This is a genomic window from Rhodanobacter sp. T12-5, from assembly GCF_008329435.1.
Taxonomy (GTDB): domain Bacteria; phylum Pseudomonadota; class Gammaproteobacteria; order Xanthomonadales; family Rhodanobacteraceae; genus Rhodanobacter.
This window is the reverse complement of sequence record NZ_NPKN01000010.1, coordinates 14826-41809: the sequence shown is the minus strand read 5'-3', so window position 1 is coordinate 41809 and position 26984 is coordinate 14826. Positions and strand designations below refer to the sequence as shown.

Genomic DNA, 26984 nt, shown 5'->3' with positions numbered 1-26984 from the left:
AGACTCGCCCCCGCAACGATCCCCTCGCCCGATGCGGCCGCTCCATTGGCATCGGTAGTGGCGCGCGTGGCGGCCAGCGTGGCGGCCGGCGTGCCGATCAGGCAACAATGTGTTTCCTCCGCGCCGGTTCACGCCGCCACAGCGCAACCCCATGCTATGCACTCCCACTGGCGCAATGCGCAGGAGAACACCCCATGATTGAACGCAGACCCTTCGACAGCCTGGGCGGAGCCGACCACGGCTGGCTCAAGGCCAAGCATCATTTCTCGTTCGCGGGCTACCACGATCCCGACCGCATGGGCTGGGGTGCGCTGCGCGTGTGGAACGACGACACCATTGCCGCGCAGAGCGGCTTTCCGCCGCATCCGCATGCGGACATGGAAATCATCACCTACGTGCGCGAAGGCGCGATCAGCCACAAGGACAGCCTCGGCAACGAAGGTCGCACCGAGGCCGGCGACGTGCAGGTGATGAGCGCGGGCAGCGGCATCACCCACGCCGAGTACAACCTGGAAGACGGGACCACGCGCATCTTCCAGATCTGGATCATCCCCGGCGAGAGCGGCAAGCCGCCATCGTGGGGAGCACGGCCGTTTCCCAAGGGGGATCGTTCAGGTCGCTTTGTCACCCTGGCCAGCGGTTTCAAGGAGGATACCGAGGCGCTGCCGCTGCGCACCGACGCGCGCGTGCTGGGCGCCACGCTCAAGGCCGGCGAATCCACCGAGTACACGCTGGGCGCGGGCCGTTACGCGTACCTGGTGCCGGCACAGGGCGCGGTCGAACTTAACGGCGTGAAGCTCGACGCGCGGGATGGCGCCGCCATTCGGGATGAAACGGTACTGCGCGTGACGGCACTGGAAGATGCAGAACTGGTGCTGGTCGACACTGCGCCCTGAACCGCAGACACGCCCTGAACATCACCCAGGAGTAGCCCCATGCAGGCCATCGAGATCACCCGTCCCGGCACCCCGGCGGTATTGCAGCTGACCGAACGGCCCATCCCGAAGGCGGGTCCTGGCGAGGTGCTGATCAAGGTGGCGGTGGCTGGCGTCAATCGTCCGGACGTGTTCCAGCGCCAAGGCAACTACGCCCCGCCGCCCGGAGCGTCGGATCTGCCGGGACTGGAGGTGGCCGGCGTACTGCTGGAAGGCGACTTCAGTCGCGGCAATCCGTTCGGGCTCAAGCCGGGCGACGCGGTGTGCGCCCTGCTTGCCGGCGGTGGCTACGCGGAATATGCCGCGGCGCCGCTACTGCAATGCCTGCCCATTCCGAAGGGACTGTCGATAGTCGAGGCGGCGGCGCTGCCGGAGAACTATTTCACCGTATGGAGCAATCTGTTCGAGCGCGGCCATCTGGGCCGTGGCGAAGGCGGCCCGCACGAAACGGTGCTTGTACAAGGCGGTTCCAGCGGTATCGGGGTGACCGCGATCCAGTTGGCACGCGCGTTCGGCCATCGCGTGTTTGCCACGGCAGGGAGCGTGGAAAAATGTGCGGCATGCGAAGGACTCGGTGCCGAACGGGCGATCAATTACCGCAAGCAGGACTTCGTCGAGGTCCTGAAACAGGCGACCGCGGGGCGCGGCGTGGACGTGATCCTGGACATGGTCGCCGGCGACTACATCCCGCGCGAACTCGACGCGCTGGCCGAAGGTGGTCGGCTGGTGATCATCGCCACACTCGGTGGCCGCACGGCCGACATCGATGCCGGAGTCATCATGCGACGCCGCCTCACCCTCACCGGTTCCACGTTGCGTGCGCGACCGGTGTCGTTCAAGGGTGCCATTGCCGGGCAGCTGCACGACAAGGTCTGGCCGCTGCTCGAGGACGGCCGGATACGGCCGGTGATCCATCGGGTATTTCCTGCTGTCGAGGCGGCGCAAGCGCATGCGCTGATGGAAAGCAGCACCCATATCGGCAAGCTGGTGCTGCAATGGGAACACCAGGTTCCGTAGCGCGCCGTTCGAATTCAAACGCAAGACCCGGAGTGCCGCAGGCGTTGCCGATCCGTAGATTGAGTCATGCGCGATAATCTTGCGGAGAGCACGATCATGAAGACTTTCGACAAACATGCGGCATCGGCCGCCACCCAGAACGATCCACGTTGGGCCGCGGTGCAGGCCCGCGACGCGCGTGCCGACGGGAGGTTCTTCTACTCGGTCCGGACCACCGGCGTGTACTGCCGGCCGTCTTGCGGCGCGCGTCCGGCGCGTCCGGAAAACGTGATGTTCCACGATTCCGCGGCCGCCGCCGAGCGCGCCGGTTTTCGTCCGTGCAAGCGCTGCAAGCCGGATCGGCCGTCGCTGCCGGAACAGCATGCCGCGATGGTCACCGAAGCCTGCCGGCAGATCGAACAGGCCGAAACCGCACCCACGCTGGAACAGCTGACACAACCGTCCGGCCTGAGTCCGTTCCATTTCCATCGCATCTTCAAGGCCGTCACCGGGGTGACGCCAAAACAATACGCGGCCGCGCATCGTGCCGGTCGCGTGCGCAGCGAGCTGGGCCGGGGCGGCACGGTGACCGAGGCGATCTTCGACGCCGGCTACAACGCCAGCAGCCGTTTCTACGCGACCTCCAACCAGGTGTTGGGCATGACGCCGTCCAGCTACCGTGCCGGCGGCGCCGACAACGACATCCACTTTGCAATCGGCGAATGCTCGCTGGGTGCGATCCTGGTGGCGCAGAGCGGGCGCGGCGTCTGCGCGATCCTGCTCGGCGACGACCCGGACGCCCTGGTGCGCGAGCTGCAGGACCGCTTCCCCAGGGCCAACCTGATCGGTGCCGACCCGGCTTATGAGCAGCGGGTGGCCACCGTGATCGGCTTCGTCGAGGCACCGGCGATCGGGTTGGACCTGCCGCTGGACGTGCGCGGCACGGCGTTCCAGCAGCGCGTATGGCAGGCGTTGCGCGAGATTCCTGCCGGCGCCACGGTCAGCTACAGCGAGATCGCGCGTCGTGTCGGCTCGCCCCGAGCGGTACGCGCTGTCGCCGGTGCGTGTGCGGCGAACATGCTGGCGGTGGCTATTCCGTGCCATCGCGTGGTGCGCAACGACGGCGGCCTGTCCGGTTACCGCTGGGGCGTGGAACGCAAGCGCGCCCTGCTGGATCGCGAGGCCAGGGCATGAACGCGGTTGCCGCGGCGGTCGATATTGACGCGCGGTTGCGGGTTGTCGACTGGGGTGCCATCACCGGCGAACTCGACGCGTACGGTTGCGCGATGCTCGATGCCCTGTTGTCGCCGCAGGAATGTCGCGCGCTGGCCGGGCTGTATCCGCATGACGCGCTGTTTCGCAGCCGGGTCGTGATGGGCCGGCACGGGTTCGGGCGCGGCGAATACAAATACTTCAGCTATCCGCTGCCGGACGCGGTGGCCAGCCTGCGCGACACGGTCTACCCGCGGCTGGTGCCGATCGCGAATCGCTGGAACGCGGCGATGGGCAGCGAGGTGCGCTATCCCGACACGCATGCCGCTTTCCTCCAGCGCTGCCACGCCGCCGGCCAGTCCCGCCCTACCCCGCTGCTGCTCCAGTACGGCGCGGGCGACTACAACTGCCTGTATCAGGATCTCTATGGCGAGCACGTGTTTCCGCTGCAGGTCGCGGTCCTGTTGTCCGAACCGGTCCGTGATTTCAGTGGTGGCGAATTCGTGCTGACCGAACAGCGGCCACGGATGCAGTCGCGGGTCGACGTGTTGCCGTGGCGTCAGGGCGATGCCGTGATCTTCGCGGTGCATCAGCGGCCCGTGCCGGGCACGCGTGGCAGCTACCGGGTGAACCTGCGCCATGGCGTCAGTCGCGTGCGCAGCGGCCATCGGCATACGCTCGGCATCATCTTTCACGACGCCGCATGATCACGACCGATCTGTTCGCCACTGCCAGTGGACCCGAATCCGGCGACGAGCCGTTGTGCGAAGGCGCGGTGGTCCTGCGCGGGTTTGCGCTGGTCGACGAGTCGCCTTTGCTGCAGGCGCTCGACCGCATCGTGGCGCAGGCGCCATTTCGCCACCTGGTCACGCCGGGCGGTTTCCGCATGTCGGTAGGCATGACCAATGCCGGGACGCTGGGCTGGGTAAGTGACCGTCGCGGCTATCGCTACGACCGGGTCGATCCGGACAGCGGCAGGTCATGGCCATCGATGCCGGAGGTTTTCCTGGGGCTGGCCGGTGCGGCGGCGGCACAAGCCGGGTTCGGCGCCTTCGTGCCGGATGCCTGCCTGATCAATCGTTATCGGCCCGGCACCCGCCTGACCCTGCACCAGGACCGCAACGAACACGACTTTGCGCAGCCCATCGTCTCCGTGTCGCTGGGCATTCCCGCGGTATTCCTGTTTGGTGGCATGCAGCGCTCGGATCGGCCACGGCGCGTGCCATTGGCGCATGGCGATGTGGTGGTGTGGGGCGGTGCGTCCCGGTTGCGTTACCACGGCGTGTTGCCGCTCAAGCCGAATCGCCATGACGTACTCGGCGAATCCCGGATCAACCTGACCTTCCGCCGTGCCGGCCCGTGACGGGATGAAGCGCAAGCCCTCAACGCCCGACGCCGCGGCCGCACTGGCCGCGATCGATGCCGACTGGGCTGGCCTGATCTCGCGACTCGGCCCGTGCGGGCATGAGCCCAAGCCCGCGCGCGAACCGTTCGAGGCGCTGGTGCGTGCGGTGGCCTACCAGCAATTGCACGTGCGGGCCGGCGACGCGATCCTGGCGCGCATGCTGGCACTGCATCCGCAGCAGCCGTTTCCATCGCCGACGCAAGTGCTCGACGCCGACACCGGGGCGCTGCGTGCCTGCGGTTTCTCGGCGCGCAAGATCGAAACGATCCGCGGCATCGCCGCGGCCACACTGAGCGGCGTGGTGCCGGATCTATCCAGCGCGCGGGAGTTGCCGGATGACGAACTCGTCACCCGGCTGAGCGCATTGAAAGGCATCGGCCGCTGGACCGTGGAGATGTTCCTGATCTACAGCCTGGCCCGGCCGGACATCCTGCCCGCCGACGATTTCGGCGTGCGCGAAGGCTATCGCCTGCTCAAGTCGCTCGACACCGCACCCACGCCGAAGGCGATGGCGGCGATCGGCCAGGCCTGGAGCCCGCATCGCACGGCCGCTGCCTGGTATCTGTGGCGCGTGCCGCGCCCCGTGAAAGGAGCTACGCCGGCGGCAGCGACTTGACGCCCAGTCGATGCGTGTACACCAGCTTGCCGCCGAGCCAGCCGGCAACGCACAGTGACAGGAAGCCCACCACGCTAAGCCCGATCGCGAGCGCGCCGGGTTCGGCCAGACGGGTTCCCTGCAGACGCAGGAACAGGCTGGCCGTGTAGAAGGCCAGCGCGTTCATCACCAAAATCATGTGCCGGTTGACGTCCTTGATCGCCGGATTGTCCTCCGCGACCTTCGCCAGTTCGACAAAGCCGGCCAGCATGGCGGGAATCGAGAAACCGATCCCCGCCAGCAGCATTACGCCGGCAAACCGCCACGCCGGCTCGCCCCAGGCGAGGCTGGCCAGATCCGCCGCCGTGGCCAGCGACCAGCAGGCGATCGGGAAATGGACCAGGGCCGGATGCAGTGGGTGGCGCATGGCGATTCCTGCCTACTCAGGCCAGCAGCAGGCTGAGCAGGGTCAGGAAACCGACCACCGCCACTCCGGCATGGACGAACACGACGGCCTTCGGTGCGACCTGCTTGCGCAGGTGGAACGAGGCGAGGAAGAAGCCGCCCAACGCCGCCAGCACCAGCAGGGCCAGCGCGGCGGTGAGTCGGCCCGGTGCCGCGCCCTGCAGCACCACGATGATCAACAGCACCAGGCCACTGGCGCCGAGCAGTGCGTGCAGCACCGAGATCGCCCACGGCGCCAGCTTGCCGCGCAATACGCTGGAAGCCAGCACCAGGCCGCCGATGGCGGCAATCGCAAAAACCAGAACTGCATAGAGCAACATGTCATTCCCCTTTGGTTGCATCGCGTTGGTAAAAGGTGGCGCTGAAGATCGGATGCGGCGACACGCGCCAAGGTTCCCGAGGCATGGCGGCGCCACTGCAGAGTGCACCTTTCCGGCGGCCGCCGCTCGACCAGGGTGCGGCGACCCGGTCCGGGCAACTGGTACCCTCGGCGAATCCAGGCATCGCGAGGCACGCATGAGTTCCATCCAGGGTATCCACACCATCGACACCGGCTTCGTGCGGCCGCGCTTCGACGCGGCCTACCTGGTGCTCGAGAACCGGCGCGGCGCCTTCATCGACTGCGGCACGAATTTCGCCGTGCCACGCATGCTCGCGGCGCTGGACGAGGCGGGAATCTCCGCTGCCGAGGTGGACTGGTTGATCCTCACCCATGTACACCTGGACCATGCCGGCGGCGCCGGCGAACTGATCGCGCGGTTGCCGAACGCGAAGCTGGTGGTGCATCCGCGCGGCGCCCGCCACATGATCGATCCCTCGGTACTGTGGGCCGGCGCCAGCGCGGTGTACGGCGAGGCGGTGATGGAGCAGACCTACGGCAGGCTGCGCCCGATCCCTGCCGAGCGCGTCATCGAGGCGCCGGACGGGCATGTGGTGGAGCTGGCCGGCAGACCGTTGCGGTGCATCGACACGCCCGGTCATGCCAGGCATCACCTCACCGTGTACGACGAACGCGCCAACGCCTGCTTCACCGGTGACGTGTTCGGCCTGTCGTATCGCGAGTTCGATACCGCGAACGGTCCTTTCATCCTGCCGACCACCTCGCCGGTGCAGTTCGATCCGCCGGCGCTGCACGCGTCGATCGAGCGACTGCTCGCCCTGAAACCCGACGCGATGTACCTCACCCACTACGGCCGGGTGGAGAATGTCGAACGCTTGGCTGTCGATCTGCATGCGCAGATCGACGCGATGGTGGATCTCGCCTGCGCCGCGGACGGCAAACCCGACCGGCATGCCGCGCTGATGGAATCGCTGACCGATCTCTACGCGGCCGGTGCCGCGGCCCACGGCTGGGGCCAGGGGCGCGACGCCTTGCGCCAACTGCTGGGCATGGACATCGAGCTGAATGCACAGGGGCTGGAGGTCTGGCTGGATCGCTGATTCATCATGCAGGCCGGCTCACTGGCCTGCTTCGCGCGCATCCTGCTGCTCCTTCGCCAACCGCGCCTCGAAGCGCGGCCGCGCCGCTGCGGCGTAGTTCCTGCACGCGCTGGTATCGATCAATGCCGCGGACGAATGCTCGCGATCGCGCGCGGCGACCTTCTGCATGAAGCCGCTGGCGTCGGGGTGTGGCGTGATCAGGATGTCGCAGGGCAAGCTGGCGACCGTGGCGAAGGAGCGGCGGAAACGCGCGACCCGCGCCGGGTCGTCGCTGTAGCGGAAGCCATCGTGGCCAAGCGCGGTGAGACTGTCGACGTAGGCCAGCGTCACGCAGCGTGCTTTTTCACAGGAGAGCCAGGTCCACGACGTGCTTCCCGGCGTGTGGCCGGGCGTGTAGTGCGCCGTGATGGCCACCGATCCCACCCGAACGGCAGCACCATCGGCGATCACCTTGACTGGCGTAACCGCCGGATAGCGCGTCGCCATGCCGTACTGCGGGTCGTCCGGATCATTGCCGCCTGAACGCAATTCTTTCGCACCGGCCTCGCTTGCCGCCACCGCGGCGCCGCTGTCGTGTGCCAGTCTGGCGATCGCCCCGGCGTGGTCGAAGTGGGCATGCGAGTTGAGGATCAGCTTGATGTCGCGAAGGCGGAAACCGAGCGCGCGGATGTTCGCTTCGATCTGCGCGGCATTCTCTTCCATCGTGCCGTCGATCAGCACGTGGCCCTGCGGCGAGGTGATCAGGATCACGCCCAGTCCTTGCGTGCCCACGTACCAACTGTTGCCGTAGATGCGGAACGGCTGCTGCGGCTGGTTCCAGCGCGGATCGTGCGCGTGCGCCAGGCTTGCCGCGACCACAGCGGCGCCGATGCACAACGTGCGGATGAAGGGGTTCATGCGTGAGCTCCGTGGGGACGAGGCCGTCATGATGAACGGCATCGACGAACAGGCGATGGCGCGTTGCTGACAAATTGCGGGCAACGCGCGGTCGGCCGGCTCAGGCCAGCCGGGTGCCGTTCGGTACCGGGCGTTCGATCGCGGTGACCACCACGCCATCGTCGGTGGGAAAGCCGGTCAGCAGGAACTGCGAGCGGAACGGGCCGATCTGTTTTTCCGGAAAGTTGATCACGCCCACGATCTGCCGGCCAAGCAGGTCCTCGGCCCGGTACAACGCGGCGATCTGCGCGCTGGTTTTCTTCTCGCCGTAGGGGCCGAAATCCACCCACACTTTCCATGCCGGCTTGCGTGCTTCGGGAAACGGCTCGACCCTGGTCACCGTACCGGCGACGATCAGGACCTTCTCGAAATCGGCCCAGCTGATTTCGGGGTGACTCGTTGCGCTCATCCTTCCAACCTCGTTTTCAGACAGTCGCGGCCTTGTTGCCACCAGTAGCTCGCCTGCGCCGCAAGGTAACCGAACGGGCGGTGGGTGCTGCCCAAGCCGTAATCGGCAAATTGCTTCCAGCGCTCGTCGCCTTCGGCGATCGCCGCCGCCAGCAGCTCGCCGGCGGCGCAGGTCGGCGCCAGTCCGTGCCCGCCGAAGGCCTGGGCCCACCACAGTCCGTTGCCGTCACCGCCGATCTGCGGCATCTGATGCCGCGCGTAGCTCATCAGGCCCGACCAGGCATGGTCGATGCGCACGCCCTTCAGTTGCGGGAATACCCGCAGCAGGTCCTTCGTCAGCAGGCGCTGCACAGCGTGTGGCGAGCGGTTGAGCACCGAGATGCGTCCGCCCCACAGCAGCCGCGTATCCGGCAGCGCGCGATAGTAGTCGAAGGCGAAGCGGCTGTCGTAGATCGCCGCGCGGGTGTGCAGGCAGTCGTCCAGCCGGTCGCCGAGCGGTTCGGTCACCATCACGTAGGTGGCGATCGGCAGGATCGCCCGATCGATCGGCTTCTGCAGGCCTGCCAGGTAACCGCCGCAGGCCAGCACCACCTGATCGGCCAGCAGTTCGCCTTGAGCCGTGCGCAGGCGCCACTGCAGGCCTTCGCGCACGAGGCTGCGCACGCCACTGTTCTCGTGGATGCGCACGCCCTGCCCGGCCGCAGCCGCAGCCAGGCCGATCGCGTAGTTGAGCGGGTGCAGGTGCAGCGCGTCGCGCTCGTACAGGCCATCGTGATAGCGATCGCTACGGATGCGCGCGCGCAGTTCGGCCTCGGGCAGCCACTGCCACTGCACGCCGTAATGTTCGGCCAGCAACTGCTGGCGCTCACGCAGCACGGCGGGGTCGCGAAACCAGTTGGCCCAGATCACGCCCTCGTCGACCAAGTCACAGGCAATCGCATGGTCGGCAATGCGTTGGCGGATTCGTCCGACCGCTTCGGTGGTGAGTTTGAACAGGGCGCGCGCGCGCGATTCGCCCAATTGATCCAGCAGCGATTGTTCGCCCAGCGAATAGCCGGCGAACACGAAACCGCCGTTGCGCCCGGATGCACCAAAACCGATCTGTTCGCGCTCCAGCAGCACGACGTCGCGCACGCCGCGCTCGGCCAATCCAAGCGCGGTGTTCAACCCCGCAAAACCACCACCGATGACGGCGACCCGTGCATGCGCGCGCCCCTGGAGCGGTGCATGGGGGGCGTAGGGCGCGGCCGTGGCGCGGTAGTAGGAGCTGGACGAGGATGATTTCATGCGTTGGCCGATGCCCGAGTGGACGAGCGGCACCTATGCACTGGTGTCAGTGGTGGCTCATGTGGCGGCATGCCCCACATGAGCCGCAAGGGCTTCAAAGCTGTTCGAGAAAAGCGCGCACCGTGGGCGCGAGCTTCGGATCCTGCATCGCCATGTGCATGGTGGCACGCACCAGGCCGGCCTTGTTGCCGCAATCGAAACGGATGCCTTCGAAACGGTAGGCGAGCACCTTGCCCTGCTCCTTCAGCAAGGCATCGATGGCGTCGGTGAGCTGGATCTCTCCGCCGGCACCTGGCGTGGTCTGCTCCAGCAACTGGAAGATGCGGCCGGGCAACACATAGCGACCCACGACGGCCAGGTTCGATGGCGCATCGGCCGGCTTGGGCTTCTCGACCATGTAGCGGATCAGGGCGCTGCGTTCGTCGATCGGGGCGGCATCGACGATGCCGTATTTGTCGGTCTGGTCGTGTGGCACTTCCTCGACCGCGATGACCCCCGCCTGCTGGGCGTCGGCAAGCTCGGCCATCTGCCGCAGCGCGCCCTTGCCGCTGCCGATGGCACCGTTCCAGATCAGGTCATCGGGCAGCACCACACCGAACGGCTCGTCGCCGACCACCGGCTTCGCACACAGCACGGCGTGACCAAGGCCCAGGGCTTCGGGCTGGGTCACGAAAATGGCCCGCACATGCTTCGGCAAGGTGCCCTGCACCAATGCCAGCAATTCGTCCTTGCCCTTCTCCTGCAGCTTCGATTCCAGCTCGTAGGCCTTGTCGAAATAATCGGCGATGGCGTGCTTGTAGCGGTTGGTGACGAAGATCAGCGTATCGGCGCCGGCATCGACCGCCTCGTCCACGGCGTATTGGATCAGCGGCTTGTCCAGCACCGGCAGCATTTCCTTGGCGACGACCTTGGTCGCCGGCAGGAAGCGGGTGCCGAGGCCGGCCACGGGGAATACCACCTTGCGCAAGGGCTTGCTCACTCTTTGATCTCCGGATTGGCACGACGAATCGACACGACGTTGTCCGGTTGCGCCGATTCGCTCCAGCGGAACGAGGGCAACAGGCTGGATACGCAGCGGCGAAGTTCTTCCTCATCGAAAACGTCAACCGCCTCTGCAGCCTTGTGCAGCAGTGCCTGCAGCAGGTCCCACGACACTTCCCGATGCTGGGCCAGGAAGATCTTGGCATGCTCGGTGGCGCTGTAGTTTTCCAGCGGGTGGAACAGTTCCTCGAACAGCTTCTCGCCGGAACGCAGGCCGGTATAGACGATCGGGATCTCGCTGCCCGGCTTCTTGCCCGCCAAACGGATCATCTGCTCGGCGAGGTCGCGGATCTTCACCGGCTCACCCATGTCGAGCGCGAAGATTTCGCCGCCCTTGCCCAGGCTCGCCGTCTGCAGGATCAGCTGACAAGCCTCGGGAATGGTCATGAAGTAGCGCGAGATTTCCGGATGGGTCACGGTAACCGGGCCGCCGGCTTGGATCTGCCGCCGGAACAGCGGTACCACCGAACCGGCCGAGTCGAGCACGTTGCCGAAACGCACGGTCATGAAGCGGGTCCGGGCATGCGCGTCGAGGTTCTGGCAATAGATCTCGGCGACGCGTTTGCAGGCGCCCATCACGCTGGTCGGGTTGACCGCCTTGTCGGTGGAAATCAACACGAAGCATTCGACGCCGAACTCATGCGCCGCGTCGGCAATCGTGCGCGTGCCCAGCACGTTGTTGCGAAACGCCGAACGCAGCTGGCCCTGCAACATCGGCACATGTTTGTAGGCTGCCGCATGAAACACCACTTGCGGCCGCGCCTGCGCAAATGCCTTGCGCATGGCCGGTTCGTCGCCGCAATTGGCAAGGATGTCCTCGAGGATCAATTCGGGAAAATCCGCCCGCAGCTCCTGGGTGATCCGATAGAGGTTGTATTCGCTCTGCTCGACCACGGTGAGCGACTGCGCACCCAGACGCGCGACCTGACGACACAGTTCCGAACCGATCGACCCGCCACCGCCCGTGATCAGCACGCGACGTCCACTCAGGGTTTCGCGGATCGCGGTCCAGTCCAGTTCCACCGCATCGCGGCCAAGCAGGTCCTCGATCGCCACTTCCTTGATCTGGTTGAACTGCGCGCGGCCGGCGACGACATCCTCCAGTCGCGGAACCGTCCGGTACGGCAGGCCGGTCGCGTCGCACAGCGCCACCACTTGCCGCATCACGCTGGTCGAGGCGCTGGGCAAGGCAATCAACACCATGTCGACTGCAGCCGAGTGTGCCACTTCGGACAACTGGTCGAGCCGTCCCAATACCGGGTGGCCGTTGATGCTGGCGCCGCGCAGGCTGTTCTTGTCGTCGACGAACCCGACGACCAGATAGCGATTGTCGCGACGCAGATCACGCGACAGGACCTCGCCAGCCCTGTCTGCGCCCACGATCAGCACTCGCTTCACGGCCTGGTTCTGCAGCAGGTCGTTACGACTGTCCTTCCAATAGCGGTAGACAAGCCGCGGCCCGCCGAGCAGCACGGCAAGGAGACCGGGATAGAGGAACAGCGTCGCGCGCGGCACACCTTGCAGGCGGTCGTACAGGAACAGCGCAAGACCGATAGCCACCGCGCCGGTCATCACCGCGCGCAGGATGTTCCACAGATCCGGCAGGCTGGCGAAGCGCCAGACGCTCCTGTACAGACCGGTCCAGCGAAAGATCAGGCCCTGCACCAGCAGCACGATCGGGAATTCGAGCAACTGGTAGCTGACGAGCTGATCCGGGGCGAGGGTGTAGCGCAGCAGCTTGGCAATCCACCACGCCAGCGCAGTCATGGCCAGATCGTGGATCACGACCGCTACGCGCGGATGGATGAAGCCGACAAGTTTACGCAGGGACATGGGGTGCCTTGGGCAGATGGCGTCGCAGACAAAGACGTTTCAGCGTCAGCCACGCGGCTGTTGCTCCCAGATAGACGATCATGGTAATCGGCAACGCCATTTGCAGATGACTCCAAGCCAACCACGCCGATGGCGCCGCGACCAGCAGATTCCAGCCTAGATAGGCTGCATCCGCCTGTGTGTGTGTCCCGCGAAGGCGGACCAGCCACTGGTACAGGTGTTCGCGGTGCGCAGTGTACCAGCGGCGCCCGCGCCAGATGCGTACCAGCAAAGTCAGACCGGCGTCCACCGTGAATGCCGAAGAAAGGATCAATGCGGGCCACAACAAGGCGCTCTCGCGCCGCCAAAGCATCGCACTGAACGCAAAAATCAGAACGCCGACACTGCCGCTGCCGACATCACCCATGAATATCCGCGCCGGCGGCCGGTTGTAGTACCAGAACCCCAACGCCGCCGCTGCAAGACTGGCGGCGGCCACCGCCAGCGCCGGCTGCATGGCGGACCATGCCAGCAACGCCAGACCGGTGCCGACGAAGATCGCCTGCTGCGCCAGCAAGCCGTCGATGCCGTCCATGAAGTTGTGCAGGTTGATGCTCCAAGCCCCGCCGATCAACAGCAGCGGAAGCCACCACCATGACGGGCCGTCGGTCAGCAAACCTAGCGAAAAAATGCCTACCCCAAGCAACTGGGCGCCCAGCCGTGGCAATACCGGAAGCGCTCGATGATCGTCCCACCAGCCGGCCAGCGCGACCAGCAACAAGGCAGCAAGCAGGCAGGCGATCGACCTTGCCGACCATCCCGCCGGAAAGCTCCAGAGTATGCCAGGCAGGCAAAGCAGCATCGCCACGACAAGGCCGATGCCGCCGCCCCGAGGAGTGGGCAGACGATGCGAGCGTCGCTGGCCCGGTTGATCGAGCATGCCGCGTCGATGCGCGTAGCCGATGGCGAAGCGCACCAGCAACGATGAAATCAACAGGCTGGAAAGCAACCATCCGATGGTCGTGTACATGGTCATGTCACTCGCTGGCGACACCGTGGATCGGACGGATCGTGCTCCAGTTCTTGCAACTGGGACACTGCCAGTGATGCGCCTTGGCCCCGAAACCGCAACGGCTGCAGCGGTACATCGCCTGGCCCTCAATCAGCTTGCGGGTAAGATCGCGCAGAATAAGGAAATTGTCGCGCGCCTCACCCTCGATCTTGTCCATCGTGGCGTCGATCAGCGCCATCAGGCCGCGTACCGAGGGACGCTGGCGCAACTGCGCGGTGAGAAAGTCGATCGCCGCCCGCTCGCCATCGCGTTGTCGATACAGGCGGGTCAAAGCCAGTACCGGCGACACGCCGTGATAACGCCCCAGCATGTCGCTCAGGAAACTTTCGGCGCGGCTCATCTGCCGGGAGCGAGCGTAGCTGTCGAGCAGCGGCGGCAGGATTTCCGGGGTAAATGCGATGTCGGCATTGATCGCGGCCTCGTACGCCACCACGGCTTCCTCGTGATGGCTGTCCTCGGCCTGAAGCCTGCCGGTCAGCATGAACGCGCGGACACAATCCGGCTGGCACTCGAACGCCAGGCTCAGGTAATCGCGCGCTTCGGCCCGTGCCCCGTGCTGGCGTGCGCGGTCGGCAAGTTCGCAATAGAACTGGGCGATCATTGGCGTCTCGTCCTCGCCGGTCATCACTTCCAGCCGGCGCGCGTGTTCGATCGCCTTGTGCCAGTCGCGCTCGTGCTGGTAGATCGCGATCAGGTGACGCAATGCCGATGGTGCATGAGCATCCATCGCCACCAGGTCGGAAAACAGTGCTTCGGCGCGATCGAGCAGGCCGGCACGCATGTAGTCTTCACCCAGTTCAAGCAGGGCGACGGTCTTCATCGCATCGGAGAGGCCCGGCCGCGACACCAGGTGCTGGTGCAGCCGAATCGCCCGATCGACTTCGCCGCGACGACGGAAGAGATTGCCCAGGGCCAGGTGCGTCTCGACCGTATCGCGGTTGTATTCGGCCAGCTTGAGGAAGACCTCGATCGCCTTGTCCTGCTCCTCATTGAGCAGGTAATTCAGGCCGCGGAAATAGTCCGAGGAAAGCTCGCTGACTTCGGCCCCCGAGCGGCGAGCGCCGATCTGGCGGGAGGCCCACCAGCCCAGCACGAATGCCGCAGGAACCAGCGACACCAGCACATACATGAGATTCATGGTTTGACCGGCGGCTTCTTGCCTGCCCGCAGGCGCTGGCGACGGCTCGAACTCACCCCTAGCCACGCGGTAATCCCGCCCAGCAGCCAGCCGACCACCAAGGCAACCAGCAAGGCAGCGCCCTTGGGCAACTGCACCCGGAAGAACGCGAGATCGTAGCCGACCATATCGGCGTTGAGCGCGCCGAGCACGACGCCGGCAGCAATGAAAATGACGAGAACGATGATGGCGGGCAGTCGCATGCCGCGACTTTACCCGATTGATCCTGACAGGCACAGGCAACAAGCCTCGGTCATGCGGCAGGGATTCATGCAGGCAACACGCGACGCCAGAATTTTACGCAAAAAAAGCAGGCCGACTCGCGTCGCCTGCTTCGGTGAACTTGCCCGCGGTATCAACCGGCTTCCTGTTCCAGGTCCATGTTGACGCGTTCGCGCAGTTCCTTGCCTGGTTTGAAATGGGGAACATGCTTGCCGGGCAGCGCCACGGCTTCGCCTGTCTTGGGGTTACGGCCCATGCGCGGGGGACGGTAATGCAACGCAAAACTGCCGAAACCGCGCACTTCGATGCGTTCACCATGAGCCAGGGCATGGCTCATTTGCTCGATAACGCTCTTGACGGCCATCTCGACGTCGGCAAACGCAAGATGGGTCTGGCGCCTGGCAAGCGCTTCGATCAATTCGGATTTGGTCATGGGACCCCAATGTCCGTGACGTGAAACAGCGGGGCGGCAATGCGCCGCCCCGCGTCAGGCTTCGTGCAACCGATCAGTCGGCCTTGTTGAACTGCTCCTTGAGCAGCGCACCAAGCTTGGTCGTGCCACTGGCCGCGGACGAATAATCCACCGCGGTATCCGGCGCGTCTTCCTCGTCCTTCGCGCGGATCGAGAGCGCCAGCTGGCGACCCTTGCGATCCATGCCGGTGAACTTGGCCTCGACCTTGTCGCCTACCTTCAGATGCAGCGTGGCATCCTCGATGCGCTCCTTGGCGATGTCGTTGGCGCGCAGGTAACCCTCGACGCCCTCGCCCAGATCGATCACCGCACCCTTCGCATCGACTTCCTTGACGGTGCCGTTGACGATGGTGCCGCGCGGATTCGCCGCCATGAACTGGCCGAACGGATCCTGCTCCATCTGCTTGATACCGAGCGAGATGCGCTCGCGCTCCGGATCGACCGCCAGCACCACGGCCTCGATCTCGTCGCCCTTCTTGAAGTTGCGAACCAGGTCTTCGCCGGACATCTGCCAGGAGATGTCGGACAGGTGCACCAGACCGTCGATGCCGCCGTCCAGGCCGATGAACACGCCGAAATCGGTGATCGACTTGATCTGGCCGGAGACCTTGTCGCCCTTCTTGTGCATCGCTGCGAAGGCTTCCCACGGGTTCGAGCGGGTCTGCTTGATACCCAGCGAGATGCGGCGACGCTCCTCGTCCACGTCCAGCACGGTCACTTCGGTCTCGTCACCGACCTGCACCACCTTGGCCGGGTTGACGTTCTTGTTGGTCCAATCCATTTCGGACACGTGCACCAGGCCTTCCACGCCCGGCTCGATCTCGACGAAACAGCCGTAATCGGTGACGTTGGAGACCTTGCCGAACAGGCGGCTGCCGACCGGGTAGCGGCGAGCGATGGCGACCCACGGGTCGTCGCCCAGCTGCTTCAGGCCCAGCGAAACGCGGTTGCGCTCCTTGTCGTACTTCAGCACGCGCACGTCCAGCTCGTCGCCGACGTTGACCACTTCGGACGGATGACGCACGCGCTTCCACGCCATGTCGGTGATGTGCAGCAGGCCGTCGATGCCGCCCAGGTCCACGAACGCGCCGTAGTCGGTGAGGTTCTTGACGGTGCCCTTGACCACGGCACCCTCGGTCAGGCGCTCAAGCAGCTTCTCGCGCTCCTCGGAGAACTCGGTCTCGACGACGGCGCGGCGGCTGACCACCACGTTGTTGCGTTTGCGATCGAGCTTGATGATCTTGAACTCGAGTTCCTTGCCCTCGAGGTAGACCGGGTCGCGCACCGGGCGCACATCGACCAGCGAGCCCGGCAGGAATGCGCGGACGTCCTTGATGTCGACGGTGAAACCGCCCTTGACCTTGCCGGAAATCATGCCGACGATGGTTTCTTCCTTGTCGAACGCCTGCTCCAGGTCGTCCCACACCATCGAGCGCTTGGCCTTCTCGCGCGACAGCTTGGTCTCGCCGAAACCGTCTTCCAAAGCTTCGAGGGCTACCTTCACCTCGTCGCCTACCTGTACCTCCAGCACGCCGTCCTCGCTCTTGAACTGCTCGATCGGGACGATGCCTTCGCTCTTCAGGCCGGCATTGATCACGACGACGTCATTGCGGATTTCCACAACGATGCCGGTGACGATGGCGCCGGGCTTCAGCTTGGAGATAGCCTGTTGGCTCTGTTCAAACAGTTCGGCAAAACTTTCAGTCATGTTGATTCCATAGTGGGAAAAGACCGTGGTCCGTTGCGCCTGGTTGGTTGTTGCGCACGAACTTTCCGGTCCACCGGTTGAGGGTGCCTTCGGGTGGTTTCGCGAACCGACCGTGGTCACCGTTGGCCAAAACCTCCTGCCGTGGCAGGAGCGCAGAAACCGTCACGCAACCCGGTCAGGGCTGCACGACGGCAAGTACTTTCGCGACGACTTCGTCGATGCCCATCCCGGTGGTATCCACCAGTACGGCATCTTCGGCAGGCTTGAGCGGCGCGACCGCACGCGTTGCATCGCGGCTGTCACGCGCCTCAATTTCGCGCTGAAGGCCGCCAAGTGTAACGCTGAGTCCCTTTTCCTTCAACTGCTTATAGCGCCTTTTCGCCCGCTCGGCGGCGCTCGCGGTGAGGAAAACCTTGTGGGCCGCATCCGGGAAGATCACCGTGCCCATGTCGCGGCCATCGGCCACCAGTCCGGGCGCCTTGCGAAAGCCCAGCTGCAGCGCCACCAGGGCCTCACGCACCGGTGGCATCGAGGCGATCGCCGAAGCTGCTGCCCCGGCCGTCTCGGTTCGCAGCTCGTCGGTGGCATCGTGCCCGTTGACGATCACCCGGGTCTCGCCGCCGTCGCTGGCTGCACGAAAATGGATCTTCGTGGTCTGCGCGCAGCGGGTCATCGCCTCGACATCCGACAGATCCAGACCGGCCATGCCCGCGGCGTAACCCACTGCCCGGTACAGCGCACCGGAGTCCAGCAACCGCCATCCCAGCCGTTCGGCCACCAGCGCGCTGATGGTGCCCTTGCCCGATCCCGACGGCCCGTCGATGGTGAGTACGGGAGCGGTGGGGGCATGGCTCATGGAGAAATCCTGGCTGAGGAACGAAAGCGGCGAGTTTACCGCGTTGACCCCACCGGGGACGCGTGCTATCTACCCGGTCTCCTTGCCTGCAAGCCATTCCCGATCCGCCTCATGACCGATCTTCGCCGCGAGTTCGACCAAGCCGCCGAGGACATCCAGCGACTGGGCAAGCGTCCGGACAACGACACCTTGCTGAAGCTCTACGCGCTCTACAAGCAGGGTTCGGAAGGCGACCTGAAACGTGCCCAGCCCGGTTTCTTCGACTTCGTCGGCACCGCCAAGCACGAGGCCTGGGCGCAGTTGAACGGCATTCCGGAAGAGGAAGCCATGCGCCGCTACATCGCGCTGGTACACCAGTTGCTGGCCTGACTCCGGCGCCGCAGCGCACGCGGCGCTTGCTTTCGGATAGCGAACGCCGGCACATTCATACGATCGTTTGAGTCTGGTGTGGATCGCATGGATTACCCGAACCTGTTCGCCCCGCTCGACCTGGGCCACCTCACCCTGCCCAATCGCATCCTGATGGGTTCGATGCACACCGGGCTGGAGGACAAGGCGAGGGACTTCGACAAGCTGGCCGGGTATTTCGCCGAACGCGCCCGCGGCGGCGTGGGGCTGATGGTCACCGGAGGCATTTCGCCCAGCATCGAGGGTTGGCTCAAGCCGTTCGGCGGACGTCTCACCCTGCCCTGGCACAAGCCTCGCCACCGCAAGCTCACCCGAGCCGTACACGCCGAGGGCGGGCGCATCTGCATGCAGATCCTCCACGCAGGCCGTTACGGCTATCACCCGCTGTCGGTGGCGCCATCCAGGATCAAGTCGCCGATTACCCCGTTCACGCCGCGGGCGCTCTCCGCGCGTGGCGTGGAGCGCACCATCGGCGACTTCGTACATTGCGCGAAATTGGCCCGGGACGCCGGCTACGACGGCGTCGAGGTGATGGGTTCGGAAGGCTACCTGATCAACGAATTCATCGCCGCGCGCACCAACCGGCGCGATGACGCCTGGGGCGGCGACGCCCCACGGCGCATGCGCTTTGCCGTCGAAATCGTGCGGCGCACGCGCGAGGCGTTGGGGCGCGACTTCATCATCATCTATCGTTTGTCGATGCTCGATCTGGTCAGGGACGGCCAGGACTGGAGCGAGATCGTCGCCCTGGCCAAGGCTATCGAGGTGGCCGGTGCCAGCATCATCAACACAGGCATCGGCTGGCATGAAGCGCGCGTGCCGACCATCGTCACCAGCGTGCCGCGTGCCGGGTTTGCCTGGGTCACCCGGAAGCTCAAGGGCGAGGTATCCATTCCGCTGGTCGCTACCAACCGGATCAACATGCCGGACGTGGCTGAACGCATCCTCGCCGACGGCGACGCCGACATGGTCTCGATGGCGCGCCCGCTGCTGGCCGATCCGGCCTGGGTGAACAAGGCCAAATCCGGCCGCAGCGACCGGATCAACACCTGCATAGCCTGCAATCAGGCCTGCCTCGACCACGTGTTCCAGAACCAGCGCGCCAGTTGTCTGGTCAACCCGCGCGCCTGCCACGAGACCGAGCTGAGGATCGAACCGACCCGCACACGCAAACGCATCGCCGTGATCGGTGCCGGTCCGGCCGGCATGGCCTGTGCCAGCACGCTGGGCGAGCGCGGTCACGCGGTGACCCTGATCGACCAGGCCAACGAGATCGGCGGCCAGTTCAATTACGCCAAGCAGATTCCGGGCAAGGAGGAATTCCATGAAACCTTGCGCTATTTCCGCCACCAGTTGGACGACACCGGCGTCGATGTCCGGCTTGGCCAGGTCGCGGATGCCGCTTCGCTGCGCGCCGCCGGCTATGACGAAATAGTGATCGCCACCGGCATCACGCCACGCCAGATCAGATTCCCCGGCAGCGATGATCCGCGCGTGCTGAGCTATCTCGACGTGCTGGCCCGGCACCAGAGCGTCGGTGCGCGAGTGGCGGTCATCGGTGCCGGAGGGATCGGTTTCGACGTGGCCGAGTACCTGGTCGAGCCTGCCCCCTCACCCACCACCGATGTGGCCCGCTGGACCCGCGAATGGGGCGTGGACACGCAACTGGCCCACCGCGCCGGACTGCAGCCACCGCAACCGGAAGCGCCTGCGCGGCAAGTGTGGCTACTCCAGCGCAGCGAGGGCCGCCTCGGGGCGCGGCTCAACAAGACCAGCGGCTGGGTGCATCGGGCTACGCTCAAGGCGAAGCAGGTGACCATGCTGGGCAAGGTCGTCTACCAGCGCTTCGACGATCAGGGCCTGCACATCACCGTCGACGGCAAGCCGCAACTGCTGGCTGTGGACAATGTGGTGGTGTGCGCCGGTCAGGAACCGAACCGCCGCCTGGCCGACGAGCTGATCGCGGCCGGCAACAAGGTGCACGTCATTGGCGGTGCCGACGTGGCGGCCGAACTCGATGCCAAGCGCGCCATCGCCCAGGGCACCCGGCTGGCCAGCGAGATCTGATTCCTGCACCCCGGATATGACAGCGCCGCGACCCGTGAAGTCGCGGCGCCCATTCTGCAAAAGAAAGCGCCCCGCAGGGGAGACGCATCGCCATGGGTTCAGGGGGGGAGTTGAACCAGATGGCGTATTTAGCGTCGCTGCGGGGCGAGGGCCGCCGCCACTAGGGGGGGAGGGAAGTGGCGGGACGAAGCGAATTTTATGACCGGCACAATAAAGTATCTAATATATATTTACGCGTCTATTGATTCGAAATGCCTATATGTTCGATTTCCGCCAGCTGCGCTACTTCATTGCCGTCGCCGAGGAGCTGAGCTTCACCCGGGCAGCACTGCGCCTGCACATCTCCCAGCCGCCGCTGTCGCAGCAGATCCAGTCGCTGGAACAGGATCTGGGCGTGCGCCTGCTGGAACGTACCAAACGGCATGTCGAGCTGACCGAGCCGGGCCGGGTCTTTCTGGAGCAGGCGCGGCAGATCCTGGCCAAGGCCGATGAAGCGCGCAGCCAGGCCGTCGCGGCGGCATCCGGCTTCACCGGCCAGCTGCGGATGGCGTATACGGTTTCGGTCTCGTTCCATCCGGCGCTGCCGCAGGCCTTGCTTCGCTATGGCCAGATTGCCCCCAACGTCCGCCTGCAGCTCAGCGAGATGTATACCGAACCGCAATTTGCGGCGCTGCTGGCTGGCCAGATCGACATCGGCTTTGTCCGCGATGAACCGACTCATGCTCAGGATGCCCGTCGCCTGCGGATCAGCGTGATTGATCGCGAACCCCTGCTGCTCGCCCTGCCCGCCAGACATGTACTGGCCGGCCGCTGCAGCGTGCGCCTGGCCGAAGTGGCCGGCGATGCCTTCGTCTCGCAGCCACGCGAGCTCGCCGCCACGCTCTACGACCGGCTGGTGAAGCTGGCTGCCAAGGCGGGGTTCCATCCAACGATCGCCCAGCATGCGCAGCAGATCAACGGCTTGCTGGCCCTCGTCGCCGCGGGTCTCGGGCTGGCTCTTGTGCCGGCCAGCATGCGTGCGGTGCGCCTGGCGGGGGTCAGCTACGTTCCGCTGGAAGATGCCGATGCCTACCTGTTGCTGGCCGTGGCCAGCCGCGCCGACGACCAGTCCCCCGCGTTGCTGCAATTCCTGGCCACGGTGGCCGAAGCGGCCATCGCACCAGGCTTGTGATAAGTCATTCAAGTCGTTACACTTGCACGCTTACATTTTCGTTTAGTGTCAGGAGCTGGCCGTGAAGGTGCTTAACTCTTTGAAGTCCGCCAAGGCGCGGCACCGCGACTGCAAGATCGTGCGTCGTCGCGGCAAGGTGTTCGTGATCTGCAAGAGCAACCCCCGTTTCAAGGCTCGTCAGCGCTGAGTTTCAGCGCGTGTCGAGTGTGAAAAAAAGGCCGCGAAAGCGGCCTTTTTCATGTCCGGAACAAGCCCCCGCAAAATCGCGGAACGCTTGTCGCTTGGCGATCAGACGTAACTGATGCTGATGACCTCGTAGTGCTTGACGCCGTTGGGTGCGGTGAACTCGATGCTGTCGCCGGCGTTGCGGCCGATCAGGGCGCGTGCGATCGGTGAGGACACCGCGATCATGTGCCGTTTGATGTCCGCCTCCAGGTCGCCCACGATCTGGTAGGTCACCCGCGTGCCGGAATCCTCGTCTTCCAGTTCCACGGTGGCTCCGAATACCACGCGATCGCCCGGGTTGAGCGTCGCCACGTCGATCACTTCGGCGTTCGACAGCAAGCCTTCCAGTTGGCCGATTCGGCCCTCGGTGAAACTTTGCTGCTCGCGTGCGGCGTGGTACTCGGCGTTCTCCTTCAGGTCGCCATGCGCGCGCGCCTCGGCAATCGCCGCGATGATGCGCGGGCGATCGACGAACTTCAGTTGCTCAAGCTCGGCGCGCAGGCGCTCGGCACCGGCCTTGGTGATCGGGGGGCGACTCATGCGTTGAGCTCCTTGTGCAGTTCCTGCAGGCTGTGCACTTCGCCATCGCTGCGGAAATCCAGCGAATGCACGAGCGCGCGGGCGCCTGCCACAGTGGTGGAATAGGTGACGCGATGCTGCAGCGCCTCGCGCCGGATCGAGAACGAATCGGCGATCGCCTGCTTGCCCTCGGTGGTGTTGACGATATAGACGATCTCGCCGTTCTTGATCAGGTCGACGATATGCGGACGACCTTCCAGCACCTTGTTGATCCGTTCGCAGACCACACCGTGTTCGGCGAGGTAGCTGGCGGTACCGGACGTGGCCACCAGGTTGAAGCCACGTGCGATGATTTCCCTGGCGATCGGCAGCAGTCGTTCCTTGTCGCCGTCGCGTACCGACAGGAAAGCCTTGCCTACCGTCGGCGGCTTGATCCCGGCTGCTTCGTGGCCCCGCGCGAATGCGGCACCGAAGCTGCGCCCCACGCCCATCACCTCGCCGGTCGAACGCATCTCGGGGCCGAGGATCGGATCGACGTTCTGGAACTTGAGGAACGGGAAGATCGCCTCCTTCACCGAGTAGTACGCCGGAATCACCTCGCGCGTCGCGCCAAGACTGGCCAGCGTACGGCCAGCCATCACCCGCGCCGCCACCTTGGCCAGCGGCACGCCGATGGCCTTGGACACGAAGGGCACGGTGCGCGAGGCTCGCGGGTTCACTTCGAGGATGTAGACGGTGTCGCCCTGGATGGCGAACTGGGTGTTCATCAAGCCGATGACCTTCAGTTCCTTCGCCATCGCGGTGACCTGACGGCGCATCTCGTCCTGGATTTCCGCGCCCAGCGAGTACGGCGGCAGCGAGCAGGACGAATCGCCCGAGTGCACGCCGGCCTCCTCGATGTGCTCCATGATGCCGCCGATCAGCACGTTGCCTTCGGCGTCGGCGATCACGTCCACGTCGACTTCGACTGCGTGGTCGAGGAAGCGGTCCAGCAGCACCGGCGAATCGTTCGACACCTTCACCGCATCGCGGATGTAGCGCGACAGGTCGGCGTCGTCATGCACCACTTCCATCGCGCGGCCGCCAAGCACGTAGCTCGGCCGCACCACCAGCGGATAGCCGATCTCGCGGGCCAGCGCCAGCGCCTCGTCGGCGTTGCGCGCGGTACGGTTCGGCGGCTGCTTCAGGCCGATCTTCTCGATCATGTGCTGGAAGCGCTCGCGATCCTCGGCCAGATCGATCGAGTCGGGGCTAGTGCCGATGATCGGCACCCCGGCCGCTTCCAGGGCGCGCGCCAGCTTCAGCGGAGTCTGCCCGCCGTACTGCACGATCACGCCCTTCGGCTTCTCGACGTGAACGATCTCCAGCACGTCCTCCAGCGTCAGCGGCTCGAAGTACAACCGGTCGGAGGTGTCGTAGTCGGTCGACACCGTCTCCGGGTTGCAGTTGACCATGATGGTCTCGTAGCCATCCTCACGCAGCGCCAGCGACGCATGCACGCAGCAATAGTCGAACTCGATGCCCTGCCCGATCCGGTTCGGGCCGCCGCCGAGCACGATGATCTTGTCGCGGTCGGTCGGCGCCGCCTCGCACTCTTCCTCGTAGGTCGAATACATGTAGGCAGTGCTGGTGGCGAACTCGGCCGCGCAGGAATCCACCCGCTTGTACACCGGACGCACACCGAGCGTGTGGCGCAGATGGCGCACCGAGGCTTCGTCGGTGTTGAGCAGTTCGGCCAGGCGTGCATCGGCGAAACCGAGCCGCTTGAGCTCGCGTATGCGCGACTCGTCGAGTGCCGTGATGCCCTGCGCCACGATCTCGGCCTCGGTCAGCACGATGTCCTCGAACGCGGCGAGGAACCAGGGGTCGACGCGGCTGAGGCTGTGCACTTCCTCCAGCGTCAGGCCGGCGCGAAACGCATCGGCCAGATGGAAGACGCGATCGGGGCGTGGCTCGCGCAGTTCGCGCTTGAGCACGGCCAGGCCGTCCTCGGTGCTGATGTCCAGCCCAGTCGGGTTGAGCCCGGTCTTGCCGATCTCCAGCCCGCGCAGCGCCTTCTGCAGCGATTCGTGGAAAGTGCGGCCGATCGCCATCACCTCGCCGACGGACTTCATCTGGGTAGTCAGGCGCGCATCGGCGGCCGGGAACTTCTCGAACGCGAAACGCGGGATCTTGGTGACCACGTAGTCGATTGAAGGCTCGAACGACGCCGGCGTGAGTCCACCGGTGATGTCGTTCTTCAATTCGTCCAGCGTGTAGCCGACCGCCAGCTTGGCAGCGATCTTGGCGATCGGGAAACCGGTGGCCTTCGATGCCAGTGCGGACGAGCGCGACACGCGCGGATTCATCTCGATCACCACCACGCGGCCGTCTTCGGCGTTGATGCCGAACTGCACGTTGGAGCCGCCAGTGTCCACGCCGATCTTGCGCAGCACCGCGATCGAGGCATCGCGCAGGCGCTGGTATTCCTTGTCGGTGAGCGTCTGCGCCGGCGCCACGGTGATCGAGTCGCCGGTGTGCACGCCCATCGGATCGAGGTTCTCGATCGAGCACACGATGATGCAGTTGTCCGCGGTGTCGCGGACCACCTCCATTTCGAACTCCTTCCAGCCGAGCACGGATTCCTCGACCAGCACTTCGCCGACCGGCGACAGTTCCAGGCCGCGCTTGACGATCTCCTCGAACTCCTCGCGGTTGTAAGCGATGCCGCCGCCGGAGCCGCCGAGGGTAAAGCTCGGCCGGATGACCGTTGGGAAACCCACCTTGGCCTGGGTCAGCAACGCCTGCTCGAACGTGCGCACAACCTCGGCCTTCGGGCATTCCAGGCCGATCTCGCCCATGGCCACGCGGAACAGCTCGCGGTCCTCGGCCATGCGGATGGCTTCACGCTTGGCACCGATCAGCTCGACGTTGTACTTCTCCAGCACGCCGTTGTCGGCAAGGTCCAGAGCACAGTTGAGGCCGGTCTGGCCGCCCATCGTGGGCAGCACCGCATCCGGGCGCTCCTTGGCGATGATGCGTTCCACCGTCTGCCAGTTGATCGGCTCGATGTAGACCGCATCGGCGGTGTCCGGGTCGGTCATGATCGTGGCGGGGTTGGAGTTCACCAGGATCACCCGGTAGCCCTCTTCCTTCAGCGCCTTGCATGCCTGCGCGCCGGAGTAGTCGAACTCGCAGGCCTGGCCGATCACGATCGGGCCGGCACCGATGATGAGGACGCTCTTGATATCGGTACGCTTAGGCATGCGTGCGGGCCTCCTGCATCAGTGTCGCGAAACGTTGGAACAGGTAGCCGATGTCGAGCGGCCCGGGGCTCGCTTCGGGATGGCCCTGGAAGCAGAACGCCGGGCGGTCGGTCAGCGCGAAACCCTGCAGCGAACCGTCGAACAGCGAAACATGCGTGACCCGCACGTTCGCCGGCAACGTGGCCGGATCCACCGCGAAACCATGGTTCTGCGAGGTGATCAGCACGCGACCGTCGTCCAGGTCCTTGACCGGGTGATTCGCCCCGTGGTGGCCGAACTTCATCTTCAGCGTCTTGCCGCCCAGCGCCAGGCCCATCAGTTGATGGCCGAGGCAGATGCCGAACAGCGGGATCTTCGCGTCGAGGAATTGCCCGGTCGCCGCGATCGCGTAATCGCAGGCGGCCGGATCGCCAGGGCCGTTGGACAGGAACACGCCGTCGGGCTGCATCGCCAGCACCTCGGCGGCAGGCGTCTGCGCCGGCACCACGGTGACCTCGCAGCCCTGTTCGGCGAGCAGGCGCAGGATGTTGAGCTTGGTGCCGAAGTCGTAGGCGACCACCTTGAAGCGCATGGCCGGCTGGTTGAACGCAGTGCGGTCCAGGTCGTACACACCCTGGTTCCATACGTACGGCTTGGCCGTGCTGACCACCTTCGCCAGATCCATCCCGTTCAGGCCAGGGAACGCGCGCGCCTTGGCCAATGCCACCTCGGCATCGACCTGAGCGCCGGCCATGATGCAGCCGGCCAGCGCGCCCTTGTCGCGCAGGATGCGGGTCAGCCGACGGGTGTCGATACCGGCGATCGCCACGGTGCCGTGACGCTTCAGGTAATCGGGCAGGCTCTCGGTGCTGCGCCAGCTGCTGGCCCGGCGCGGCACATCGCGCACGATCAGGCCGGCGGCATGCACGGCGATGGATTCGACGTCCTCGGCGTTGACGCCAGTGTTGCCGATATGCGGATAGGTCAGCGTGACGATCTGGCGCGAGTACGAGGGATCGGTGAGGATCTCCTGGTAACCGGTCATGGCGGTATTGAAAACCACCTCGCCAACGGTTTCGCCGATAGCGCCGGCAGCATGACCAAGAAACACGCTGCCATCTTCGAGGGCCAGCAGGGCAGGTTGAGGCATACGGTGACCGCCTTTTGGATGCAACAAAGTCCGCAAGCCGCAGGATTGCTGGCTTGTGGAGCTCGGAAAGGAAAGTATCTGGGCGGGATGAAATGATAGGCGGCGGAGCCGTTTCTGTCCACCTTACGCAGCCTGAATCGTGCGTTCCGCGAACAATCATCATGGTTTCGGCCGGGCGCTA

General features: G+C 65.3%; 27 protein-coding genes. 11 read left to right on the top strand and 16 right to left on the bottom strand.

The features are described 5' to 3' along the window. Window positions 1-194 precede the first annotated feature (194 nt). The 6 genes from CIW53_RS16930 (at window position 195) to CIW53_RS16905 (ending at window position 5164) form a co-directional block, all read left to right on the top strand. On the top strand, window positions 195-896 hold the full coding sequence (locus CIW53_RS16930; RefSeq protein ID WP_149365903.1) for a pirin family protein: 702 nt from the start codon (window positions 195-197) through the stop codon (window positions 894-896). 39 nt (window positions 897-935) lie between these two features. After that, entirely contained in the window at window positions 936-1952 is a 1017-nt protein-coding gene (locus CIW53_RS16925; protein WP_149365902.1) for an NAD(P)H-quinone oxidoreductase, read from the top strand. 96 nt (window positions 1953-2048) lie between these two features. Then, window positions 2049-3125 carry a bifunctional DNA-binding transcriptional regulator/O6-methylguanine-DNA methyltransferase Ada gene (gene ada / locus CIW53_RS16920; protein WP_149365901.1) on the top strand — a complete coding sequence of 359 codons (1077 nt, stop codon included), beginning with the start codon at window positions 2049-2051 and terminating at the stop codon, window positions 3123-3125. Next, window positions 3122-3850 carry a 2OG-Fe(II) oxygenase gene (locus CIW53_RS16915; RefSeq protein WP_149365900.1) on the top strand — a complete coding sequence of 243 codons (729 nt, stop codon included), beginning with the start codon at window positions 3122-3124 and terminating at the stop codon, window positions 3848-3850. Before ada ends, CIW53_RS16915 begins: the two co-directional genes overlap by 4 nt. Next, entirely contained in the window at window positions 3847-4506 is a 660-nt protein-coding gene (alkB, locus tag CIW53_RS16910) for a DNA oxidative demethylase AlkB (protein ID WP_149365899.1), read from the top strand. Before CIW53_RS16915 ends, alkB begins: the two co-directional genes overlap by 4 nt. A gap of 4 nt (window positions 4507-4510) precedes the next feature. Then, on the top strand, window positions 4511-5164 hold the full coding sequence (locus tag CIW53_RS16905; protein ID WP_149365898.1) for a DNA-3-methyladenine glycosylase: 654 nt from the start codon (window positions 4511-4513) through the stop codon (window positions 5162-5164). Here CIW53_RS16905 and CIW53_RS16900 read toward each other — a convergent pair. Both CIW53_RS16900 and CIW53_RS16895 read right to left on the bottom strand, forming a co-directional pair. After that, window positions 5142-5570 carry a DUF2231 domain-containing protein gene (locus tag CIW53_RS16900; protein ID WP_149365897.1) on the bottom strand — a complete coding sequence of 143 codons (429 nt, stop codon included), beginning with the start codon at window positions 5568-5570 and terminating at the stop codon, window positions 5142-5144. The genes CIW53_RS16905 and CIW53_RS16900 overlap by 23 nt on opposite strands. A gap of 16 nt (window positions 5571-5586) precedes the next feature. Beyond that, window positions 5587-5928 carry a hypothetical protein gene (locus CIW53_RS16895; RefSeq protein WP_172969716.1) on the bottom strand — a complete coding sequence of 114 codons (342 nt, stop codon included), beginning with the start codon at window positions 5926-5928 and terminating at the stop codon, window positions 5587-5589. A 196-nt stretch (window positions 5929-6124) separates the two neighbouring features. Here CIW53_RS16895 and CIW53_RS16890 point away from each other — a divergent pair, with 196 nt between their 5' ends. After that, window positions 6125-7048 (top strand): MBL fold metallo-hydrolase, encoded by a 924-nt coding sequence (locus CIW53_RS16890; RefSeq protein WP_149365896.1) that lies wholly within the window; start codon window positions 6125-6127, stop codon window positions 7046-7048. Window positions 7049-7066: 18 nt separating this feature from the next. Here the strand turns inward: CIW53_RS16890 and bla are convergent, their stop codons facing one another. The 11 genes from bla to cmk form a co-directional block, all read right to left on the bottom strand. Next, the gene (gene bla, locus CIW53_RS16885) at window positions 7067-7945 is read right to left on the bottom strand and encodes a subclass B3 metallo-beta-lactamase (RefSeq protein ID WP_149365895.1); all 879 of its coding nucleotides are present in this window, start codon (window positions 7943-7945) and stop codon (window positions 7067-7069) included. Window positions 7946-8045: 100 nt separating this feature from the next. Further along, window positions 8046-8393 (bottom strand): tRNA-binding protein, encoded by a 348-nt coding sequence (locus CIW53_RS16880; protein WP_149365894.1) that lies wholly within the window; start codon window positions 8391-8393, stop codon window positions 8046-8048. Then, window positions 8390-9679 carry an FAD-binding oxidoreductase gene (locus CIW53_RS16875; RefSeq protein ID WP_149365893.1) on the bottom strand — a complete coding sequence of 430 codons (1290 nt, stop codon included), beginning with the start codon at window positions 9677-9679 and terminating at the stop codon, window positions 8390-8392. Before CIW53_RS16875 ends, CIW53_RS16880 begins: the two co-directional genes overlap by 4 nt. A 94-nt stretch (window positions 9680-9773) precedes the next feature. Continuing rightward, window positions 9774-10658, bottom strand: coding sequence for a UTP--glucose-1-phosphate uridylyltransferase GalU (gene galU, locus CIW53_RS16870; RefSeq protein ID WP_149365892.1), 885 nt, complete (start codon window positions 10656-10658; stop codon window positions 9774-9776). Then, window positions 10655-12553 carry a nucleoside-diphosphate sugar epimerase/dehydratase gene (locus CIW53_RS16865; RefSeq protein WP_149365891.1) on the bottom strand — a complete coding sequence of 633 codons (1899 nt, stop codon included), beginning with the start codon at window positions 12551-12553 and terminating at the stop codon, window positions 10655-10657. Before CIW53_RS16865 ends, galU begins: the two co-directional genes overlap by 4 nt. Continuing rightward, entirely contained in the window at window positions 12540-13562 is a 1023-nt protein-coding gene (locus CIW53_RS16860) for a glycosyltransferase family 4 protein (RefSeq protein ID WP_149365890.1), read from the bottom strand. Before CIW53_RS16860 ends, CIW53_RS16865 begins: the two co-directional genes overlap by 14 nt. Window positions 13563-13569: 7 nt before the next feature. After that, a complete protein-coding gene (gene lapB, locus CIW53_RS16855; protein WP_149365889.1) occupies window positions 13570-14742 on the bottom strand; it encodes a lipopolysaccharide assembly protein LapB in 1173 nt (390 codons plus the stop codon). Beyond that, window positions 14739-14984, bottom strand: a complete 246-nt coding sequence (locus CIW53_RS16850) for a LapA family protein (protein ID WP_149365888.1) — start codon at window positions 14982-14984, stop codon at window positions 14739-14741. The genes lapB and CIW53_RS16850 overlap by 4 nt, the downstream gene beginning before the upstream one ends. 152 nt (window positions 14985-15136) lie before the next feature. Beyond that, window positions 15137-15436: an integration host factor subunit beta gene (locus CIW53_RS16845; RefSeq protein ID WP_149365887.1), complete on the bottom strand. Its 300-nt coding sequence runs from the start codon at window positions 15434-15436 to the stop codon at window positions 15137-15139. 73 nt (window positions 15437-15509) lie between these two features. Beyond that, window positions 15510-17183, bottom strand: coding sequence for a 30S ribosomal protein S1 (rpsA, locus tag CIW53_RS16840; protein ID WP_149365886.1), 1674 nt, complete (start codon window positions 17181-17183; stop codon window positions 15510-15512). Between the two features lie 175 nt (window positions 17184-17358). Next, complete coding sequence (gene cmk, locus CIW53_RS16835) at window positions 17359-18039, bottom strand: (d)CMP kinase (RefSeq protein WP_172969715.1); 681 nt, start codon at window positions 18037-18039, stop codon at window positions 17359-17361. A 111-nt stretch (window positions 18040-18150) separates the two neighbouring features. On the opposite strand from cmk, the gene CIW53_RS16830 reads away from it, so the two are divergent. The 4 genes from CIW53_RS16830 (at window position 18151) to ykgO (ending at window position 21872) form a co-directional block, all read left to right on the top strand. Further along, a complete protein-coding gene (locus CIW53_RS16830; protein WP_149365885.1) occupies window positions 18151-18408 on the top strand; it encodes an acyl-CoA-binding protein in 258 nt (85 codons plus the stop codon). 87 nt (window positions 18409-18495) lie between these two features. Beyond that, complete coding sequence (locus CIW53_RS16825; RefSeq protein ID WP_149365884.1) at window positions 18496-20514, top strand: NADPH-dependent 2,4-dienoyl-CoA reductase; 2019 nt, start codon at window positions 18496-18498, stop codon at window positions 20512-20514. Between the two features lie 259 nt (window positions 20515-20773). After that, window positions 20774-21685: a LysR substrate-binding domain-containing protein gene (locus tag CIW53_RS16820; protein ID WP_149365883.1), complete on the top strand. Its 912-nt coding sequence runs from the start codon at window positions 20774-20776 to the stop codon at window positions 21683-21685. 61 nt (window positions 21686-21746) lie between these two features. Continuing rightward, entirely contained in the window at window positions 21747-21872 is a 126-nt protein-coding gene (ykgO, locus tag CIW53_RS16815) for a type B 50S ribosomal protein L36 (RefSeq protein ID WP_007080705.1), read from the top strand. Between the two features lie 101 nt (window positions 21873-21973). On the opposite strand, the gene greA is transcribed toward ykgO, so the two are convergent. Genes greA through carA form a run of 3 tightly spaced genes read right to left on the bottom strand, consistent with a single transcriptional unit; the run spans window position 21974 to window position 26803 of the window. Further along, window positions 21974-22450 carry a transcription elongation factor GreA gene (gene greA, locus CIW53_RS16810; protein ID WP_149365882.1) on the bottom strand — a complete coding sequence of 159 codons (477 nt, stop codon included), beginning with the start codon at window positions 22448-22450 and terminating at the stop codon, window positions 21974-21976. Further along, complete coding sequence (gene carB / locus CIW53_RS16805; protein ID WP_149365881.1) at window positions 22447-25674, bottom strand: carbamoyl-phosphate synthase large subunit; 3228 nt, start codon at window positions 25672-25674, stop codon at window positions 22447-22449. The genes greA and carB overlap by 4 nt, the downstream gene beginning before the upstream one ends. After that, complete coding sequence (carA, locus tag CIW53_RS16800) at window positions 25667-26803, bottom strand: glutamine-hydrolyzing carbamoyl-phosphate synthase small subunit (protein ID WP_149365880.1); 1137 nt, start codon at window positions 26801-26803, stop codon at window positions 25667-25669. The genes carB and carA overlap by 8 nt, the downstream gene beginning before the upstream one ends. Window positions 26804-26984 lie beyond the last annotated feature (181 nt).